A 13755-nucleotide genomic window follows, 5' to 3' on the forward strand; every position below is an offset into this window, starting at 1 on the left:
ACTTTTATAGCCGGATAAAGTACGTTATCCGGCGCTAACGTCAGTTTGTCGCAGGGTATTCCTGAATCGTTACCTGCAGCGTCAGCTGTTTGTCATCACGCATCACGACGACGGAGATAACCGAACCAGGGCGAATCTCTGCCACCTGGTCCATCGTTTCCAGCGCAGATACCGCCGGTTTGTTATTGACCGAGATTATCAGGTCGTTAACCTGAATGCCTGCCTGTGCCGCCGGACCGTCCGGCGCTACTTCGTTAACCACTATCCCCTGAATTTGATCCATTCCGCCACCCTGAGCGTGCAGTGGGGCAATTTCACGACCGCTGATGCCGATGTAGCCGCGAATCACGCGCCCGTCACGAATCAGCTTATCCATGATTTTAGTCGCCAACTGAAACGGAATGGCAAAGCCGATCCCTTCCGGGGTTTCGCCATCGTTGCTCTTATCAAATGACAGCGTGTTAATACCCATCAACTCGCCCAGCGAGTTAACCAACGCGCCGCCAGAGTTACCGTGGTTGATGGAGGCATCGGTTTGCAGGAAGTTTTGCCGCCCAGTCGGGTTCAGGCCAATACGGCCGGTGGCGCTGATAATCCCCTGAGTGATGGTTTGCCCAAGGTTGTACGGGTTACCAATGGCGAGAACCACATCGCCGATGTGCGGCACGCGTTTATTATTAATTGGGATTGTCGGCAGGCCGCCAGTGGCGTTGATTTTCAGCACCGCAAGGTCGGTTAACGTATCAGAACCCACGAGCAGCGCTTCAAATACACGTCCATCCTGCAGTGCGACGATGATTTGGTCGGCATCATTAATGACGTGCTTATTGGTAATGATATAGCCGCGCTGATCCATGATAACGCCTGAGCCGAGCGTGCGGATCTCAAGCTGGTTGTGCGCGGTACTGTTCATACTGCGGTTATAAACGTTCACGACGGCAGGCGCTGCACGGCGAACCGCCGGGTTATAGCTGGCGGGTGTTTCATCTGCACTGTCGAACTGCGGTGCGGTAAGTGTATTTATTTTGCGCAGAGAGGGCATCGCGGCCAGCAGAATAGCGCCGACGATTAAACCAATCGCGACCGAACGTAAAAGCTTCACAAACATGATGGCGGCGTCATTAATAAAGGGAACGGCAGCAGCATATCACGAGTTTACCGGACATCACACGGGGGGCTGATGTCCGGTTGCAGGCGTTAACGCAGGAGCAGGTAGATAGTTTCGTTTCCGCGAACCACCTGCAGAGCAATGATCGACGGTTTCGCTTCCAGCACTTTGCGCATTTCGGCGATCGAGTTTACGCGATCGCGGTTAACGCCAATAATAACGTCATCTTTATGCAGACCGGCCTGCGCGGCTGGACTGCTTTTTTCAACGTTATCAATTTTGATGCCTTTGGTGCCGTCTTTTAGCTGACCATCGCTGAGCGTAGCCCCTTGTAACGCAGGTGCAATCATCTCCGCACTGGCGGACGATGATGTACTGGTATCCAGGGTGACTTCAACCTCCAGCGGTTTACCGTTACGCAGCAGACCCAGTTTGACTTTGGTCCCTGGTTCGGTTGTCGCAATGCGTGAACGCAGTTCGGCGAAGCTGTTGAGCGGCTTGCCGTTGAGACTGGTAATGACGTCGCCGGACTTTACTCCTGCTTTTGCGGAACCGGAGTTAGGCAGAACCTCGCTGACAAACGCGCCGCGCTGCACGTCCAGTTTGAACGCTTTGGCGATGTCGGAGGTCATTTCGGTACCTTTAATGCCCAACAGGCCACGTTTAATTTCACCAAACTGCATCAGCTGCTGCGCCAGCGTGCGCGCCATGTTGCTCGGGATTGCAAAGCCAATGCCGATACTGCCGCCGCCCGGGGCCAGAATCGCGGTGTTAATTCCAATCAGCTCACCGTTGAGGTTAAGCAGCGCGCCGCCGGAGTTGCCCCGGTTGATGGAGGCGTCGGTCTGAATAAAGTTCTCCAGACCTTCCAGGTTCAACCCGCTGCGACCCAACGCCGATACGATGCCGGAGGTGGCTGTTTGCCCCAAACCAAACGGGTTCCCCACGGCCACCGCGAAATCACCCACGCGGAGTTTATCGGAGTCGGCAATGGCAATTTGTGTCAGGTTGCTGGGATGTTGAATTTGCAGCAGAGCGATATCGCTCTGATCGTCGCTGCCGATAAGCTTAGCGTCGAACTCACGGCCATCATTAAGCTGAACGCTGATTTTTTGCGCCTGGTTAATGACGTGGTTATTGGTCAGGACGTAGCCTTTGGCAGCATCAATAATGACCCCTGAACCCAGCCCTTCAAAAGGTTGAGAAGGTTGATCGGGAAGTTCATCACCAAAAAACTTTTTGAACTCTTCCGGGACTTTCTGTCCCTGAGTGGCGGTGCCTTCGACCCTTACGCTCACCACGGCAGGTAACACTTTCTCCAGCATCGGGGCGAGGCTGGGAAGCGCAGCCTGACCGGGAACCTGGCCGGGAATTGACGCTGCGGCCGGGAATGGCGCCGAGAGAGTTAACCCGACACTTAACGCTAATGCACTCAACAGCTGGGTTTGTTTTTTCATGGATCCTGCTCTCGTACCTTGAGTAAACGGAAGATGATTCAAAACAGTTTGATGTTATTGAATTTTCGGTTTGGTCACAATGAGGCTAACGACTAAATAATAGCTGGGACGGGAAGAGAAGCGGAGGGCGCAATTGCTGCGCCCAATAAATTTCTTAACGATGTGCGGTTAGTCGCGCTTTGCGCCGCTACGCAGCAGGCCTGATGCCCCTTCAGAATAGTCACGCGGCATCTGAACCGGCGCCTGATCGTTGCCTGCTTCGGACTCTGCCAGACGATTACGGAACGGGTTGTTTTCTGGCGACATACCCGGCAGCAGGTTGCTGGAGCTTTTCGCCATATGCTGGTAGATCTGACGATAATCGTCCGCCATGTTATCCAGCAATTCAGCGCTGCGGGCAAAGTGGCTCACCAGCTCTTCGCGGTACTCTTCCAGCTCAGCTTTATTTTTTTCCAGTTCGTACTGCAATGCCTGCTGTTGGCGTAATTTACGATTACCAAAACGCATGGCTACAGCACCAATAATGATACCGACGACTAACCCAATTAGCGCATATTCCCAGGTCATGAACATCTCCCGTTGTCTTGTGTTTCCGTAGGGTGTTGGCTTTAGGCTCCATGCCCGCGCCTGATTATGCCACTATAACCGCTAATCCCGTAGAAGTGGAATCCCGTGTTTATATCACGTAATGTAGAACGGCCTTTTTTTCGTCAACCGTGAGCGACGGCACATCGATTCTCAAGGAATAACAATAACATCATGCAAAGCCTTTCCCCGACATCGCGTTACCAGCAAGCCCTCAAAGACGGCAGTCATCAACCCGACAACGTACAACTAGAAGCCGTGAATCGACTGGAAACAATTTTCCAGGCGCTTACGACGCCGACACGTCCTGCACCGCAGGAGAGCGGACTGATGGCGCGTTTTGGTAAATTGCTGGGCAAGCGTGAGTCACCGACCAACGCGCCGGTGCGTGGTTTGTATATGTGGGGCGGGGTTGGGCGCGGAAAAACCTGGCTGATGGATCTGTTCTACCATAGCCTGCCGGGCGAACGTAAACAGCGTTTGCACTTCCACCGTTTTATGCTGCGCGTCCATGAAGAGCTTACTGCCTTACAGGGGCAGAGCGATCCGTTGGAAATCATTGCCGACCGTTTTAAGGCCGAAACCGACGTGCTGTGCTTTGACGAATTTTTTGTTTCCGATATCACCGATGCCATGCTGCTCGGCGGCTTGATGAAAGCGCTATTTGCCCGTGGTATTACGCTGGTGGCGACCTCCAATATTCCGCCAGATGAGCTGTATCGTAACGGTTTGCAACGCACGCGCTTTCTTCCTGCCATTGATGCCATCAAACAGCATTGCGACATCATGAATGTTGATGCTGGCGTCGATTATCGTCTGCGCACCTTAACGCAGGCGCATTTGTGGCTGTCGCCACTGAATGAGGAAACCCGCCAGCAGATGGATAAACTCTGGCTGGCATTAGCGGGAACCAAAGGTGAACATGCGCCGACGCTGGAGATCAATCATCGTCCGATGCAGACGCTGGCCGTCGAAAACCAAACGCTGGCGGTGTCGTTTACTACACTCTGTGTCGATGCGCGTAGCCAACATGACTACATTGCGCTGTCGCGTCTGTTTCACACGGTGCTGTTGTTTGATGTGCCGGTCATGACCTCGCTGATGGAAAGCGAAGCGCGGCGTTTTATCGCGCTGGTGGATGAGTTCTATGAACGCCATGTCAAGCTGGTGATCAGTGCGGCATCACCACTCTATGAAATTTATCAGGGCGAGCGTCTGAAGTTTGAATTTCAGCGCTGTTTGTCGCGTTTGCAGGAGATGCAAAGCGAAGAGTATCTGAAGCGGGAACATTTAGCCGGTTAAACCTGCCGCAAATCACATAAAGGGGTCGATCTTTGACCCTGACTTCTCTATAATCTTGCGACCCCACGTTACGAGAGAGTTTTTTTCCCAAAACTTTCTATGCGCCGGCATAGGCTATTCGAAGGGGTAGGTTTGCTGGACAATGTCGTGTGAACCTCAACTGACAAAACGTTTGGGTGTTCACCAACGTGTAACTTATTTATTTGGGTAAGCTTTTAATGAAAACTTTTACAGCTAAACCAGAAACCGTAAAACGCGACTGGTATGTTGTTGACGCGACCGGTAAAACTCTGGGCCGTCTGGCTTCCGAACTGGCTCTGCGCCTGCGCGGTAAGCACAAAGCGGAATACACTCCGCACGTAGATACCGGTGATTACATCATCGTTCTGAACGCTGACAAAGTTGCTGTAACCGGCAACAAGCGTACTGACAAAGTGTACTATCACCACACCGGTCACATCGGTGGTATCAAACAAGCGACCTTTGAAGAGATGATTGCTCGCCGTCCTGAGCGTGTGCTTGAAATCGCGGTTAAAGGCATGCTGCCAAAAGGCCCGCTGGGTCGTGCTATGTTCCGTAAACTGAAAGTTTACGCTGGCAACGAGCACAACCACGCGGCACAGCAACCGCAAGTTCTTGACATCTAATCGGGATTATAGGCAATGGCTGAAAATCAATACTACGGCACTGGTCGCCGCAAAAGTTCCGCAGCTCGCGTTTTCATCAAACCGGGCAGTGGTAAAATCGTAATCAACCAACGTTCTCTGGAACAGTACTTCGGTCGTGAAACTGCCCGCATGGTAGTTCGTCAGCCGCTGGAACTGGTCGACATGGTTGAGAAACTGGATCTGTACATCACTGTTAAAGGTGGTGGTATTTCTGGTCAGGCTGGTGCGATCCGTCACGGTATCACCCGCGCTCTGATGGAGTACGACGAATCCCTGCGTGGCGAACTGCGTAAAGCTGGCTTCGTTACTCGTGATGCTCGTCAGGTTGAACGTAAGAAAGTCGGTCTGCGTAAAGCACGTCGTCGTCCTCAGTTCTCCAAACGTTAATTGTACTCTGCTTCGGCAGACAACAATTTGCGAAAAAACCCGCTTCGGCGGGTTTTTTTATCGTTTTTCTGCTAGTAGATCCACGGTAATCCGCTGATTGCCACCTCTTTTTCCCCATTTCAAGAATCGACTCACCACAAAGGTCACAAAATCTGGTAAACTATCATCCAATTTTCTGCCCAAATGTCCGGTATCGTTCATTTTTTGTTTGTATTTTGAACAGTAATGGCTTTTCCGAATCTGGGTGACATCACTTCTGGCTGGCCACTGAGTGGCTGGTAGCAGTAAAAATTCTGAATATACCTGGAGGTTTTCATGGCTGTCGCTGCCAACAAACGTTCGGTAATGACGCTGTTTTCTGGTCCTACTGACATCTATAGCCATCAGGTCCGCATTGTGCTGGCTGAGAAAGGTGTTAGTTTCGAGATTGAGCATGTGGAGAAGGACAATCCACCTCAGGATCTGATCGACCTCAACCCGAATCAGAGCGTACCGACACTGGTGGATCGTGAGCTGACCCTGTGGGAATCTCGCATCATTATGGAATACCTGGATGAGCGCTTCCCGCATCCGCCGCTGATGCCGGTTTACCCGGTTGCGCGTGGTGAAAGCCGCCTGTACATGCAGCGTATTGAAAAAGACTGGTACACGCTGATGAACGTCATCGTGAACGGTTCTGCTTCTGAAGCCGAAGTCGCGCGTAAGCGTCTGCGCGAAGAACTGCTGGCAATTGCGCCAGTATTTGGCCAGAAACCTTACTTCCTGAGCGATGAGTTCAGCCTGGTAGACTGCTACCTGGCGCCGCTGCTGTGGCGTTTACCGCAGTTGGGTATTGAATTCAACGGTGCAGGTTCGAAAGAACTGAAAGGGTACATGACTCGCGTCTTTGAGCGTGACTCTTTCCTGGCTTCTCTGACTGAGCCTGAACGTGAAATGCGTCTGGGCCGGGGTTAACCTGTATGGATTTGCCACAGCTAACACCACGCCGTCCGTATCTGCTGCGCGCATTCTATGAGTGGTTGTTAGACAACCAGCTCACGCCGCATCTGGTGGTGGATGTGACGCTTCAGGACGTGCAGGTTCCGATGGAATATGCGCGTGACGGGCAAATTGTTCTGAACATTGCACCGCGTGCGGTGGGTAACCTGGAGCTGGCTAACGATGAAGTGCGTTTTAACGCGCGCTTCGGTGGTGTGCCGCGTCAGGTTTCTGTACCGCTGGCGGCAGTTCTGGCAATTTATGCTCGTGAAAATGGCGCCGGTACTATGTTCGAACCGGAAGCCGCCTACGACGAAGATGTCGCCAGCTTAAATGATGACGACAACGACGCGCCTGGTTTTGAGAGTGAACCGGTTATGTCGGTCATTGATGGCGATAAGCCTGATAATGGCGACGACAACGATCCGGATGACACGCCGCCGCCGCCTCGCGGTGGGCGCCCAGCGCTACGCGTAGTGAAATAAAAAACAGGCCCTTTGGGGCCTGTTCTGTTTTCTGGCTTCGGGGTCAGTAAAACAGTGCGATGGTGGCTATCATATTCACCACAAATCCCACCGCCATCGGGATAGCCGTACGTTTTACCACCTCAAAGGGCGATACGCCGGCAATACCCGATGTCACTACAATTACCGCAGTAATGGGGGACACCGCCCGGGCCAGCGTAGTAGCAAAATGCATCGGCATAATCATCACTACCGCAGGAATATGTAGTCCGGCGGCTATATCCGGAATCAGGCTGGCAAAAGACATAAACGGCGCGTTGCCTGACCCCATAACGATCGCACAAGCGGCAATAACCACGGCCATGATGATCATCACGCCGATGCCGCCGAGACCGGAATGCTCTGCGCCCTTTATTACGGCGTCGACAGTCCCGATAGTCGTCAACCCTTTCGCAAAGATCTCACCGGCGACCACCAGCGTGACAACGTTGGCAAACTGCGTCCCCATGCCGTCAAAAAAAGCCTGCACATCATCCATCGTTTCGCGCAGATTATGTTTATGCAGGAATTCTACAAACATGGTCAGCGTCATGCTCATCAGCATCACCACCACCAGATTCAGCTCTGCTTTCATTAGCCCCATATGTGCAAGGGCAAGCGATCCCAGCATCAGAAGCAACGGCATAACGGGGAGAATGGCGTAATAGAGTGGAGGTACGTTTTCCAGCGTCTTTTGTTCAGCGAATCCGTTGCTTTCCGGGAATGCTTTTTTATCAAACTGCCGCTGAACGAAAAAATGCGCAATAGCGACGGCAACGATCACGCACGATGCGACGGGTAACTGATACTGAAAGAAGTAGGTAGCGATTTTCATGCCTGCGACCTGCGCGGCAAAAATTGAGTTGGTTTCCAGGATGCCCCACTCAATTGACATCGAGGTGGCAATGACCGCCACCGCGGATAAACGACTTACGCCAAGACTGACCAGCGTCGGGAACAGCGTCACCATCAGCAGCATGCCTAAACCGGAAGCGCTGGTAATGAACTGAGCCATGATCTGACCAATCACATAGGTGGCAGCAAGAACAATATAAGGTGAGCGGATTAGCTTTAATGGGCGGCTTAACAGGCTAACCATCGCTCTGCTGGCTCCCATCTTGTCCATATAACGGGCATAACCGCCGACCGCCATGATTGATAACCCCAGTCCGGCCGCCCGGGTGGAAAGCATCCGCAGAATTTCGTTGTAAATATCGACCAGCAGATAGCCGCTGCTCTTGTCGTCAGCAACCAGCGCGCCGTAGCCCAGCCAGACGCCGCAGATCATCAGGAAGATCCCGGCGGCGGCCAGCACGACCTGCGGCTTGTAGTTTTTGAGGATCAGGTAACCCATCGTTAATAAAACGATGACAGAGATAATGATGCCGAACATTGTTTCACTCCATGCCAGAGAAGAAGATAAATCCGGTAATAATGCTGTTGTCAAAACGGATGTTATATTTTTTCGGGTGATTTTTATGGAGTGAATATCTTATTTTTAATTCGATGTTTAAATTATTTATCGTTATAAAATAGAGGGTTATGATAATTTATCACGTTCATATTCATAAATTTCATAAAGCGAATATGATGCTGTTTAATTAAATAAAAGTGTAATGCTTAAACATAATAAAATATCCTGAAGATAGATATTACCAATAAGTCGCCCAGCCCGATTGACCATCATTTCACCCTGCTTTCGATCCTGTGTTAGGATAAACCTGCTGTTGTTTGTCACCACGACTTAGCTGAATGGACCCTATGAACGCATTTGATTCGCAAGCTGAAGACTCTCCATCCACCATTGGCCGTAGCTTACGCAATCGCCCGCTGGCGCGTAAAAAACTGTCTGAGATGGTTGAAGAAGAACTGGAGCAGATGATTCGTCGTCGGGAATTTGGCGAGGGCGAACAGTTGCCGTCTGAGCGGGAGCTGATGGCCTTCTTTAACGTGGGCCGTCCTTCTGTACGAGAAGCGCTGGCAGCGTTAAAACGCAAAGGTCTGGTACAAATCAACAACGGCGAGCGCGCCCGCGTTTCGCGTCCTTCGGCTGATACTATTATCAGCGAGCTGTCCGGTATGGCGAAAGATTTCCTCGCGCATCCCGGCGGCATTGCCCACTTCGAACAGTTGCGACTGTTCTTTGAATCAAGCCTGGTCCGATATGCCGCCGAACATGCGACGGACGAGCAAATCGACAGACTGGCGAAAGCGCTGGAGATCAACAGCCAGTCGCTCGATGACAATGCGTTGTTCATTCGCTCGGATGTTGATTTTCACCGTGTGCTGGCGGAGATCCCGGGCAACCCCATCTTTATGGCCATCCATGTTGCGCTGTTAGACTGGCTGATTGCAGCTCGTCCGGCCGTCGCCGATCAAGAGTTGTATGAGCACAATAACGTGAGTTATCAGCAGCATATAGCTATTGTCGACGCAATTCGCCAGCGCGATCCTGAAGAAGCGGACCGCGCACTGCAAGAACACCTCAACAGCGTTTCCGCGACCTGGCACGCCTTCAGCAAAAGTAAAAAATTGCGTAAGTGATCGCGATCCTGACGATCGTTTAAACACAAAATCATTCAAGTTGCATCAAGGCGGCAAGAGAGCGAGCCCCCTGGAGCATAGGTAACTATGTGACAGGGGTGAGCGAACGCAGCTACGCAGAGGCGGCTTGAAGAATGAAGTGTTTAGTGAAGTAGATCGCACTATAAGCGTTCTGTATTGTATTGCTGCTTATTTGATCTGGTATAACAGGTATAAAGGTATGCAGTCAGATAACACTAATCATCGTCAGAGGTCGTTATGGCAAGAGATTTAAAAGGCGTAATGCCAGCATTGTTAACCCCATTCGATAATCAACAGCGACTGGACATCGAGAGTCTGCGCCGCCTGGTTCGTTTCAACATTGGTCAAGGTGTAGATGGGCTCTATGTCGGTGGCTCAACGGGTGAGGCCTTTGTCCAAAACCGCGTTGAAAGAGAGCAGGTACTGGAAATTGTTGCCGAAGAAGCGAAAGGCAAGGTGACGCTTATCGCCCACGTTGGCACGGTAAGCACCGAAGAGAGCCAACAGCTGGCGAGCGCCGCGCATCGCTACGGCTTTGATGCGGTTTCGGCCGTCACGCCGTTTTACTATCCGTTCAGCTTTGAAGAGCATTGCGATCACTATCGCGCGATTATTGATTCTGCTGATGGTTTACCGATGGTGGTCTATAACATTCCGGCGCTGAGCGGTGTGAAATTGACGCTGGATCAGATCAACACGCTGGTGACGTTGCCGGGCGTTGGTGCGCTGAAGCAAACTTCAGGCGATCTCTATCAGATGGAACAGATCCGCCGCGCTCACCCCGATCTGGTGCTTTATAACGGCTATGACGAGATCTTCGCTTCTGGTCTGCTTGCGGGTGCAGATGGCGGTATCGGTAGCACTTACAACATCATGGGATGGCGTTATCAGGGAATTGTGAAAGCGCTCAAAGAAGGCGACATCCGGACGGCGCAAAAGCTGCAAACCGAGTGCAATAAAGTTATCGATCTGCTTATTAAGGTTGGCGTGTTCCGCGGCCTGAAAACGGTACTGCACTATATGGATGTGGTTTCTGTCCCACTGTGCCGTAAACCATTTGCCCCGGTAGATGAACGATATCTGCCGGAACTGAAAGCGCTGGCAAACCAACTGCTGGCGGAAAAGGCGTAATCGCGGGTCGCCGGGGGCGCTTCGCTTGCCCGGCCTGGATTTTTCGACTTTAGGCCGGATAGGGCAAAGCCGCCGTCCGGCACAACAACAAAAATCGTCGGGAGAGTAAAATGAGTACTTCTACCCAGAGCATCCCGTGGTATCGCCATCTCAATCGGGCGCAATGGCGGGCATTTTCCGCCGCCTGGCTGGGATATTTACTTGATGGTTTTGATTTTGTATTAATCGCCCTTGTGCTAACTGAAGTACAAGGTGAATTCGGACTGACGACGGTGCAGGCTGCCAGCCTGATCTCGGCCGCCTTTATCTCCCGTTGGTTTGGCGGATTAATGCTGGGGGCCATGGGCGATCGTTACGGACGCCGCCTGGCGATGGTCACCAGCATCATTCTGTTCTCCGTGGGGACGCTGGCCTGCGGCTTCGCGCCGGGCTACACCACCATGTTTATCGCCCGCCTGGTTATCGGTATGGGAATGGCGGGTGAGTACGGCTCCAGCGCAACCTATGTTATTGAAAGCTGGCCAAAACACCTGCGAAACAAAGCCAGCGGCTTCCTGATTTCCGGCTTCTCTGTTGGCGCAGTTATCGCCGCCCAGGTTTACAGCCTGGTGGTCCCGATCTGGGGGTGGCGCGCGCTGTTCTTCATCGGCATTTTGCCCATTATCTTCGCCCTCTGGCTGCGTAAAAATATACCGGAAGCGGAAGACTGGAAAGAGAAACACGAAGGCAAAGCGCCGGTACGCACGATGGTGGACATTCTCTACCGGGGTGAGCATCGGGTAATTAATATTCTGATGACGCTCGCCGCCGCAACCGCGCTGTGGTTCTGCTTTGCTGGCAACCTGCAAAATGCGGCTATCGTGGCGGTTCTTGGACTGATCTGCGCGTTTATCTTCATTAGCTTTATGGTGCAAAGCAGCGGGAAACGCTGGCCGACGGGCGTCATGCTGATGGTGGTCGTGCTATTCGCCTTCTTGTACTCGTGGCCGATTCAGGCGCTGCTGCCTACATATCTGAAAACCGAACTCATGTATGACCCCTCAACGGTTGCCAGAGTGCTCTTCTTTAGCGGCTTTGGCGCGGCGGTCGGTTGTTGCGTCGGTGGTTTTCTCGGTGACTGGCTGGGCACGCGTAAAGCTTATGTCTGCAGTCTACTGGCTTCGCAACTGCTGATTATTCCAGTGTTCGCGATTGGCGGCTCAAACGTCTGGGTACTGGGTTTATTGTTGTTTTTCCAGCAAATGCTTGGTCAAGGGATCTCCGGGATCTTACCAAAACTGATCGGTGGCTATTTCGATACCGACCAGCGTGCGGCGGGCCTGGGCTTCACCTACAACGTGGGCGCACTGGGCGGGGCACTGGCGCCGATCATCGGCGCGCTGATTGCCCAACGTCTGGATCTCGGTACCGCGCTGGGCTCGCTCTCTTTCGGTCTGACATTTGTGGTGATCCTGTTGATTGGTCTAGATATGCCGTCCCGCGTACAGCGCTGGCTGCGCCCTGAAGCGTTGCGTACGCATGATGCCATTGATGGTCGACCGTTTAGCGGGGCCGTGCCGTTCGGCGGTGACAAAAGCACCATGGTGAAATCCAAAAGTTAATTGGGTTGCCCGGCGCTAAACCGGGCAATGACGTAAGGGAAGAACGATGTCGTTATTTGAGCAACAGGATAAAAAGATTATCACCGCGATGCAGAAGGTTGTGTCATGACCACGCTGGCGATTGATATCGGCGGCACCAAACTGGCTGCCGCGCTGATAGACAGTAATCTGCAAATCCGCGAGCGGCGTGAATTGCCAACGCCTGCCAGCAAAACGCCGGATGCACTGCGCGCCGCGTTATATGCTCTGATTGCGCCGTTACAGGGGCAGGCAACGCGGGTGGCGATCGCTTCGACGGGGATTATCCGCGAGGGTTCTCTACTGGCGCTGAATCCGTACAATCTCGGCGGGCTGCTGCATTTTCCGTTGGTACAAACGCTAAAAGATCTCACCGCGTTGCCGACGCTGGCAGTCAATGATGCCCAGGCAGCGGCATGGGCTGAGTATCATGCGCTTGGCGGCGAGTACCGCGATATGGTGTTTATTACCGTTTCCACCGGCGTGGGCGGTGGGGTGGTCAGCGAAGGAAAACTGCTGACCGGCAGCGGCGGTCTGGCCGGGCATCTGGGACATACGCTGGCTGATCCGCATGGGCCTGTTTGCGGCTGCGGGCGTGTGGGCTGCGTTGAGGCGATCGCTTCCGGACGTGGAATAGCGGCGGCAGCCGAAGGCGCGCTTGCTGGATGCGACGCCAAAACCATTTTTAGCCGCGCCGGGCAGGGGGATGAGCAAGCAAGCCGGTTGATCCATCGTTCAGCGCGGACCCTGGCAAGGCTTGTCGCCGATGTGAAGGCCACGACCGATTGCCAGATCGTGGTGATTGGCGGCAGCGTTGGGCTGGCTGAAGGGTATCTGGCGCTGGTGGAACATTATCTGGCACAAGAGCCTTTGGCCTATCACGTGGAATTACTGGCGGCGCATTACCGTCATGACGCTGGATTACTGGGGGCCGCGCTGTTGGCCCTGGGAGATTGATTATGATGTCAGATGAGTTGCGTTCACTGCCTTCTGCAGGATTACATCCGGTCTTGCAGCAGGCATTAACGCTTGCCGTTGCGGCGAATCCGCAGGAGAAAACGCCTGGGCGCTACGAGTTGCAGGGCGATAATATTTTTATGAATGTCATGCAATTTGCAACGCAGAACCCAGAGCACAAGAAAGCGGAGCTGCATCAGCAGTACATTGACATTCAGGTGCTGCTATCCGGCGAAGAACGTATTCTGTTTGGGATGGCCGATTCTGCTCGTCAGTGCGAAGAGATGCACGTTGAGGATGATTATCAGCTGTGCAGCCAGATTGCCGATGAGCAGGCTATGGTACTGAAGCCGGGAAGATTTGTGATTTTTATGCCGGGCGAGCCGCATAAACCGGGTTGCGTGGCGCAGGCCCCGATGGATATCAAAAAGGTGGTGATCAAGGTGCGCGCCAGCTTATTACAAGCCTGACGATGAGAGACCGTGTCGGATGGCA

Annotated in this window: 14 protein-coding genes; 10 read left to right on the plus strand and 4 right to left on the minus strand. The window is 53.0% G+C overall.

Annotated elements, in window-relative coordinates; genetic code table 11:
- Positions 1–40: 40 nt before the first annotated feature.
- The 3 genes from degS to zapG form a co-directional block, all read right to left on the minus strand.
- Positions 41–1108, minus strand: coding sequence for an outer membrane-stress sensor serine endopeptidase DegS (degS, locus tag OGV80_RS15845; protein WP_003025154.1), 1068 nt, complete (start codon positions 1106–1108; stop codon positions 41–43).
- 89 nt (positions 1109–1197) lie between these two features.
- Positions 1198–2565 carry a serine endoprotease DegQ gene (gene degQ / locus OGV80_RS15850; protein ID WP_043017816.1) on the minus strand — a complete coding sequence of 456 codons (1368 nt, stop codon included), beginning with the start codon at positions 2563–2565 and terminating at the stop codon, positions 1198–1200.
- A 168-nt stretch (positions 2566–2733) separates the two neighbouring features.
- Entirely contained in the window at positions 2734–3132 is a 399-nt protein-coding gene (gene zapG / locus OGV80_RS15855; RefSeq protein ID WP_003025147.1) for a Z-ring associated protein ZapG, read from the minus strand.
- Between the two features lie 192 nt (positions 3133–3324).
- Here zapG and zapE point away from each other — a divergent pair, with 192 nt between their 5' ends.
- From zapE to sspB, 5 genes are all read left to right on the plus strand, one after another.
- On the plus strand, positions 3325–4452 hold the full coding sequence (zapE, locus tag OGV80_RS15860) for a cell division protein ZapE (RefSeq protein WP_075145568.1): 1128 nt from the start codon (positions 3325–3327) through the stop codon (positions 4450–4452).
- A 218-nt stretch (positions 4453–4670) separates the two neighbouring features.
- Complete coding sequence (rplM, locus tag OGV80_RS15865) at positions 4671–5099, plus strand: 50S ribosomal protein L13 (RefSeq protein ID WP_003025141.1); 429 nt, start codon at positions 4671–4673, stop codon at positions 5097–5099.
- A gap of 15 nt (positions 5100–5114) precedes the next feature.
- Positions 5115–5507, plus strand: a complete 393-nt coding sequence (gene rpsI / locus OGV80_RS15870; protein ID WP_003025138.1) for a 30S ribosomal protein S9 — start codon at positions 5115–5117, stop codon at positions 5505–5507.
- A 315-nt stretch (positions 5508–5822) separates the two neighbouring features.
- Positions 5823–6461: a stringent starvation protein SspA gene (sspA, locus tag OGV80_RS15875; protein ID WP_003025132.1), complete on the plus strand. Its 639-nt coding sequence runs from the start codon at positions 5823–5825 to the stop codon at positions 6459–6461.
- Between the two features lie 5 nt (positions 6462–6466).
- The gene (sspB, locus tag OGV80_RS15880) at positions 6467–6970 is read left to right on the plus strand and encodes a ClpXP protease specificity-enhancing factor (RefSeq protein WP_043017814.1); all 504 of its coding nucleotides are present in this window, start codon (positions 6467–6469) and stop codon (positions 6968–6970) included.
- Between the two features lie 43 nt (positions 6971–7013).
- On the opposite strand, the gene dcuC is transcribed toward sspB, so the two are convergent.
- Positions 7014–8381, minus strand: coding sequence for an anaerobic C4-dicarboxylate transporter DcuC (dcuC, locus tag OGV80_RS15885; RefSeq protein WP_286515290.1), 1368 nt, complete (start codon positions 8379–8381; stop codon positions 7014–7016).
- Positions 8382–8740: 359 nt separating this feature from the next.
- Here dcuC and nanR point away from each other — a divergent pair, with 359 nt between their 5' ends.
- The 5 genes from nanR to nanQ all read left to right on the plus strand — a co-directional run bounded on the left by nanR (position 8741) and on the right by nanQ (position 13730).
- A complete protein-coding gene (gene nanR / locus OGV80_RS15890; RefSeq protein WP_075145571.1) occupies positions 8741–9532 on the plus strand; it encodes a transcriptional regulator NanR in 792 nt (263 codons plus the stop codon).
- Positions 9533–9790: 258 nt separating this feature from the next.
- The gene (gene nanA, locus OGV80_RS15895; RefSeq protein WP_087052968.1) at positions 9791–10684 is read left to right on the plus strand and encodes an N-acetylneuraminate lyase; all 894 of its coding nucleotides are present in this window, start codon (positions 9791–9793) and stop codon (positions 10682–10684) included.
- A gap of 110 nt (positions 10685–10794) precedes the next feature.
- Positions 10795–12285, plus strand: a complete 1491-nt coding sequence (locus OGV80_RS15900; protein ID WP_043017810.1) for an MFS transporter — start codon at positions 10795–10797, stop codon at positions 12283–12285.
- A 105-nt stretch (positions 12286–12390) separates the two neighbouring features.
- Entirely contained in the window at positions 12391–13260 is an 870-nt protein-coding gene (gene nanK, locus OGV80_RS15905) for an N-acetylmannosamine kinase (RefSeq protein ID WP_047408313.1), read from the plus strand.
- A gap of 2 nt (positions 13261–13262) precedes the next feature.
- Positions 13263–13730 (plus strand): N-acetylneuraminate anomerase, encoded by a 468-nt coding sequence (nanQ, locus tag OGV80_RS15910; protein ID WP_087052967.1) that lies wholly within the window; start codon positions 13263–13265, stop codon positions 13728–13730.
- Positions 13731–13755: the final 25 nt, after the last annotated feature.

Origin of the sequence: Citrobacter sp. Ce119 (genome assembly GCF_030334525.1) — a bacterium.
Lineage (GTDB): Bacteria > Pseudomonadota > Gammaproteobacteria > Enterobacterales > Enterobacteriaceae > Citrobacter > Citrobacter europaeus.

Bases quoted from the DNA above. Each gene is read 5' to 3' on its own strand.
- zapG (WP_003025147.1), bottom strand. From the start codon at position 3,132: ATGACCTGGGAATATGCGCTAATTGGGTTAGTCGTCGGTATCATTATT.
- degS (WP_003025154.1), bottom strand. From the start codon at position 1,108: ATGTTTGTGAAGCTTTTACGTTCGGTCGCGATTGGTTTAATCGTCGGC.
- degQ (WP_043017816.1), bottom strand. From the start codon at position 2,565: ATGAAAAAACAAACCCAGCTGTTGAGTGCATTAGCGTTAAGTGTCGGG.
- nanA (WP_087052968.1), top strand. From the start codon at position 9,791: ATGGCAAGAGATTTAAAAGGCGTAATGCCAGCATTGTTAACCCCATTC.
- sspB (WP_043017814.1), top strand. From the start codon at position 6,467: ATGGATTTGCCACAGCTAACACCACGCCGTCCGTATCTGCTGCGCGCA.
- dcuC (WP_286515290.1), bottom strand. From the start codon at position 8,381: ATGTTCGGCATCATTATCTCTGTCATCGTTTTATTAACGATGGGTTAC.
- sspA (WP_003025132.1), top strand. From the start codon at position 5,823: ATGGCTGTCGCTGCCAACAAACGTTCGGTAATGACGCTGTTTTCTGGT.
- zapE (WP_075145568.1), top strand. From the start codon at position 3,325: ATGCAAAGCCTTTCCCCGACATCGCGTTACCAGCAAGCCCTCAAAGAC.
- nanQ (WP_087052967.1), top strand. From the start codon at position 13,263: ATGATGTCAGATGAGTTGCGTTCACTGCCTTCTGCAGGATTACATCCG.
- rplM (WP_003025141.1), top strand. From the start codon at position 4,671: ATGAAAACTTTTACAGCTAAACCAGAAACCGTAAAACGCGACTGGTAT.
- OGV80_RS15900 (WP_043017810.1), top strand. From the start codon at position 10,795: ATGAGTACTTCTACCCAGAGCATCCCGTGGTATCGCCATCTCAATCGG.
- nanR (WP_075145571.1), top strand. From the start codon at position 8,741: ATGGACCCTATGAACGCATTTGATTCGCAAGCTGAAGACTCTCCATCC.
- rpsI (WP_003025138.1), top strand. From the start codon at position 5,115: ATGGCTGAAAATCAATACTACGGCACTGGTCGCCGCAAAAGTTCCGCA.
- nanK (WP_047408313.1), top strand. From the start codon at position 12,391: ATGACCACGCTGGCGATTGATATCGGCGGCACCAAACTGGCTGCCGCG.